The sequence below is a fragment of the Dialister histaminiformans genome (assembly GCF_900103425.1).
GTDB classification, from domain to species: domain Bacteria; phylum Bacillota; class Negativicutes; order Veillonellales; family Dialisteraceae; genus Allisonella; species Allisonella histaminiformans.
This window is the reverse complement of sequence record NZ_FMXA01000037.1, coordinates 1-3,539: the sequence shown is the minus strand read 5'-3', so window position 1 is coordinate 3,539 and position 3,539 is coordinate 1. Positions and strand designations below refer to the sequence as shown.

Genomic DNA, 3,539 nt, shown 5'->3' with positions numbered 1-3,539 from the left:
CCAAAAGATACACTCCATGATTTCATCAAGTACGGTGTAACATATGTTTGACAAACCAACATAAAGGGGAACTTCCCTTTATCCCTTATCGGATCCGTCCGGACTATCTTCCCTATCCTGCGATCCGTTATAAGGCTTCGCTTCTCTTTTTCAGATTTTCAGTTTTCTGAATACATCTCCCGTATACATATGAGAATCAGCGTAGAGCCACACAGAGCACCCAATATGATGATTCCCAGTCCATCAATAAAGCTGGACCATGGCAATGTACTTACAAACATTCCCACACTTCCCAGAAGAGTCGGAACAAAGTTGATTAGTGCGGAGGCGGTTCCTATCTCTGTCCTAACCATTTTAAGAAGCACATCCATGGTAAAGGGACGCACTATGGATTCGATAATCGTGAACGGCAGAAAGCTCAGCATGAAACACAGAGCACTGGATTGGCCAATAGTAAGAAGTGCTACACCACTGATTGCGGTAACAAGGAAACAGGCATTGGTGATACGGCGATTGGAAACCCTGCCGGCAATATGCAGATAGAGGAACGGGCCGACTACAGCACACGCGGAATTGAAAGAGAAATAAAGTCCATACAACTGCGGTGACAGGTGAAATGTATTCATGTATACGAAGGATGATACACTGACATAGGCCATATATGGAGCCGCCAGGAGGGAAAACATAATAAGTATCAGCATGAAATACGCATGTCTGGTGAATTTGACAAGCAATCCCATAGACTGTACTACCGTCCCGGTATATCGTTTTTCCGGAAGAAGAGGCTCCGTGAGAAGAAGTGCAATGATAATATTGATACTTCCAAGAAAGGCCAGCAGAACAAAGGCGCCCCGCCAGGACGTATACATAAGCAGCAGACTTCCGATAATAGGTGCTGCCATCGGCGCAATGACATTCAGAGCCTGTGTGATTGACAGAATGCGTGTCAGCTTCTCTCCGGAAAAGCAGTCTTTAATCAGTGCCGTAGAAATGGTAACTATGCAGCCCGCTCCCAATGCCTGCAGAATACGCCCTCCTATGAGCACATAGACAGACCCTTACGTCGCACAGATCAGAGAAGCCAGGGTATATACCAAAGCCCCTCCCAGAAGAGAAAACTTCCTGCCATATTTATCCGATATGGGCCCAAAAAGAACAATCCCTACGGAAAAAATAAAAAGAAAGCAATCAGCGTCATATTGACAAGCATTTCACTGGCCTGAAAATATTCCCGCATCTGGGGCAGTGCCGGCAGATACAAATCTATGGACAGCGGAACGAACGTATTCATAAAAATAATGCTGGCCAGAATCATAACCGGACTAAGATGTTTCTGTTCAACCATATTATTCTCCTTTGCTGTATTTTCTTCATCCACAAAAAAAGCTGGATAAGACTGCGGAAAATCCGCCATCTTATCCAGCATAATTCTCAGGAATCATACCCTCCGATGAACATCTAAATTATACAGATTATAATAAATCATTTCAACCGTTGGAATGATTTATTACCAGTGAAAATTCCATAATATCCATCTGCTGTGCCTTTTGCATTCTCAGCTAGCCTTGAAATTATAAACCGGTTTCATAACTTCCAACACGTCTGCCGTGTCCCCGATAACCACCAGAATATCATCGAGAGATTTATAAGCCATGGGCGCTTCATCCAGAGTTCCCTTATTGACTGACGTGGTATATATTCCGGCCATTTCCTTTCGGTATTCCTCCATGGACAACTGGTTTCTGGCCTCCATTCTGGACATAATCCGCCCGGCACCATGAGGAGCTGAATAGTTCCATTCCGGATTTCCCTTCCCTATAGCCAGAATGCTGCCATCACGCATATTGATTGGAATAAGTACCTTTTCGCCTTTATGCGCGGCAATTGCGCCCTTCCGCAGAATCATTTCCTCTACATCAATATAATTATGAATCGTATGAAAGGCTTCTCCCGCTTTGAGTCCGGTCTGTTCCAGCAGAACCCTGGCAATATGTTCCCGGTTCAGACGGGCAAACTGCTGACAGAGAACCACATCATGCAGGTACTGTTTCAGGTATTTCCCAGAAACATAGCAAAGATCATCCGGTATCTGTTTCTGATGATACCTGCGTTTGATTTCCTTTACCGATTTCTCAATTTCTTCCTGCCGGCCAGCCATCTGATATTCCCTTATAATCCGGTTAATCTGTTCCGGCTGCGTTTCCTCCTGGCCCTGCAGTTCAATCGCTATCTGCTGATAGATATCTGCCACCTGTTTACCAAGATTACGGCTGCCTGTATGAATAATAAGGTAATGCCTGCCATCGTGAGTCTCATCCACTTCAATAAAATGATTGCCTCCGCCCAGGGTTCCGATGCTGCATGCAATTCTGGATAAATTTTTAAGTCTGTCATAACAGTAAAGTGGATGAACATCAAAGCTCAACTGAGGTTCATTCCAGACATTCGCACCAGACGGTACCCTGTGCGCCGCTTTATCCAGCCGAAAAAAATCGATTGGCTGTCTGCCCAGATCTATGGTATACATGCCGCATCCAATATCCACATCCACTCCCACGACATTAGGTACGGCCTTATCTACAATTGTCATTGTGGTACCAATCGTACACCCCTTTCCGGCATGCACGTCCGGCATAATCCTTACCCGGCTTCCTTCCGTCAGTTCATAACTACACATACGCCGTATTTGTTCTCTCGCGGTTTCTTCCATCACTCTGGCATAAGAAATCGCTGTAGTCACCGTTCCTTCAATTCGTTCCAATCTCAGATTCACCTTCTTTCTTTTTCCCTGAATTCCTGTTATTTGCAGATATGATCAAAGATATACTGCAGTGCTTCTTTTGCCTGCTCATATCTTTCTTCCGTACCACTTAAAATCACACTGTTTTCACTTCTTCGTTCCGCATGATCACTGCCTACGCTAAGCGGACTGTTTGCTGTTTCAAATTCAATATAGCCAGTAAGCAGAGTGGACTTCAGCTTAGCCTGTACTGCAACAATGGATTTAAAAGGAATAACCTTGAAATTGTTATCCCCCAGATTCCATAATCCTCCGCCCGTCTTATCTATAACTACTGCATTTTCATGAACATACAGATTGGCCCCGCGGCAGTCCACCACAAACAGTTCCTGACCCAGAAATTCCCGTACCGGACTTGGTCGCACTTCCTCTTTACCGGAAGAATTTCCACTGCCTTTCATTGCATCAAAAAAGCCCATACAATAACTCCTTTCATTTACTGTCTCCGCTACTACGGATTCATAAAATTCTTTTTACTATTCCGATTCTTCACTCACAGCCCAGCCTGCCTGGCTTATTTACCCAACCCCATATACAGTGTCCAGGTTATCAGCCTATTCCGTATTTTCATCGAAACAGTACTTATTTTCACCATTATACCGCAAAAAACAGCCCTGTTATCTCCCACCCCAAAATTACATGAAATCCTGTATTCAGGCCTTATTCTACAGACATCATCTATGACTTCAGCTCGGATAACTCCGCCGTCAGCCGTAGCTGCCTACAGGCTGACACCGGA

General features: G+C 44.7%; 5 protein-coding genes. All 5 read right to left on the bottom strand.

Going from position 1 to position 3,539, the window contains the following annotated elements:
* Positions 1-158: 158 nt before the first annotated feature.
* Positions 159-1,046, bottom strand: coding sequence for an MFS transporter (locus tag BLQ79_RS08060; protein WP_091365605.1), 888 nt, complete (start codon positions 1,044-1,046; stop codon positions 159-161).
* A 12-nt stretch (positions 1,047-1,058) separates the two neighbouring features.
* The gene (locus BLQ79_RS08510; RefSeq protein ID WP_407639620.1) at positions 1,059-1,142 is read right to left on the bottom strand and encodes a hypothetical protein; all 84 of its coding nucleotides are present in this window, start codon (positions 1,140-1,142) and stop codon (positions 1,059-1,061) included.
* Positions 1,143-1,162: 20 nt separating this feature from the next.
* Entirely contained in the window at positions 1,163-1,345 is a 183-nt protein-coding gene (locus tag BLQ79_RS08055) for a multidrug effflux MFS transporter (protein ID WP_143270131.1), read from the bottom strand.
* Between the two features lie 210 nt (positions 1,346-1,555).
* Positions 1,556-2,761: an RtcB family protein gene (locus BLQ79_RS08050; protein ID WP_091365601.1), complete on the bottom strand. Its 1,206-nt coding sequence runs from the start codon at positions 2,759-2,761 to the stop codon at positions 1,556-1,558.
* A gap of 38 nt (positions 2,762-2,799) precedes the next feature.
* Positions 2,800-3,219: a hypothetical protein gene (locus tag BLQ79_RS08045; protein WP_200779868.1), complete on the bottom strand. Its 420-nt coding sequence runs from the start codon at positions 3,217-3,219 to the stop codon at positions 2,800-2,802.
* Positions 3,220-3,539 lie beyond the last annotated feature (320 nt).

What these genes read in the sequence shown, in the direction of transcription:
- BLQ79_RS08055 (WP_143270131.1), bottom strand. Translation starts at nt 1,345, where the DNA reads ATGGTTGAACAGAAACATCTTAGTCCGGTTATGATTCTGGCCAGCATT.
- BLQ79_RS08045 (WP_200779868.1), bottom strand. Translation starts at nt 3,219, where the DNA reads ATGGGCTTTTTTGATGCAATGAAAGGCAGTGGAAATTCTTCCGGTAAA.